Annotated in this window: 1 protein-coding gene and 1 pseudogene; one reads left to right on the top strand and one right to left on the bottom strand. The window is 34.8% G+C overall.

All coding sequences use genetic code 11. The features are described from left to right. Positions 1–164: 164 nt before the first annotated feature. The gene (locus ACFIKX_RS09640; protein WP_375627825.1) at positions 165–791 is read left to right on the top strand and encodes a hypothetical protein; all 627 of its coding nucleotides are present in this window, start codon (positions 165–167) and stop codon (positions 789–791) included. A 13-nt stretch (positions 792–804) separates the two neighbouring features. On the opposite strand, the pseudogene ACFIKX_RS09645 reads toward ACFIKX_RS09640, so the two are convergent. Beyond that, positions 805–1099, bottom strand: a pseudogene (locus tag ACFIKX_RS09645) (hypothetical protein); the annotation flags it as partial.

Consider the following 1099-nt stretch of genomic DNA (forward strand, 5'->3'; position numbering starts at 1 on the left):
CGGGGATTTTGAACTGTACATTTCCCTCTCTAGACACAATACGCCTAAGTACAGCAATGTCATTAAATACGATTTGCTACAATTTGTCAACATAAAAATAACACATATTGATAATTTCAAAGTGAATCGGTTAAACAGCGCTTATGAATAATTAAGGGTTCAAAATGATGAAATCATTATCCATAACACGCATCATAACATTTATAGCTTTCTTTTTTATATCAGCGCTACCTGCATCAGCGTCATTTGGATTTATAGACAAATTGACGCGTATGTTTACAAGTGTAGATACTATGGAGAAGTATAATAAACTTTACAACAAATACGCGAGTGAATCATATATTGGCTCTACGCATTCTGAAAAGATACTCGAAGCAAAAGAATATGCACACAGACATGGATACACCGAAACTGATTTTATATTGAAACGTCATCTATGGGTTATTTATTGCGGACGCTATGTGAATTTATTGCGGGGTGATTATAATATATTGATGTCACATACGGATCTACCCATGGCTCTACCCAATGTGATAGATCATTTACGCAGGAAATATCTTTGGAAGCCAATGTATTTTATGTGGGCATATAACGAATCAAATAACAGCAAAAATCCAATGATTTATTATGCGAAAGAATTTCTTAAAACTACGAAGGACCCTGAATTTGACTTAGAAGAACAAATTACTGATCTAGTATATAATGTGAGAAACGGTTATTATGAAACGATTGAATTACTAAAGAAACGTTGCAACACCATAGAATGGATATACTATATAATGAAACCGTAATAGAGATTGTCATTTAACGATCAAAATGTTTCTGAAGAGCATTAAGAGCAACGCGTAATGAATTCACAAGGTGCGGTAGCATTTGATCTTCTATAACGAGGGACTGTAACGCAGCATGAAGATTATACTGTCTATAGAGGCATTGGGCTTCTTTTAGTGCCTCTTGCATGTTTATAAACTGCTCTGTTGCAAATTCTACCCATTTATCTCTTGCCTTATCATCAGATGATGATGGCATTTCGTCATAAATCGCATTAGGCAAGCCCTTTGCACAAAGGTAATCGTTTCTTACTTGTAGATATTGTTGC

Origin of the sequence: Bartonella sp. CM86QHHN, assembly GCF_042194695.1 — a bacterium.
Taxonomy (GTDB): Bacteria; Pseudomonadota; Alphaproteobacteria; order Rhizobiales; family Rhizobiaceae; genus Bartonella.

Bases quoted from the DNA above. Each gene is read 5' to 3' on its own strand.
- ACFIKX_RS09640 (WP_375627825.1), top strand. From the start codon at position 165: ATGATGAAATCATTATCCATAACACGCATCATAACATTTATAGCTTTC.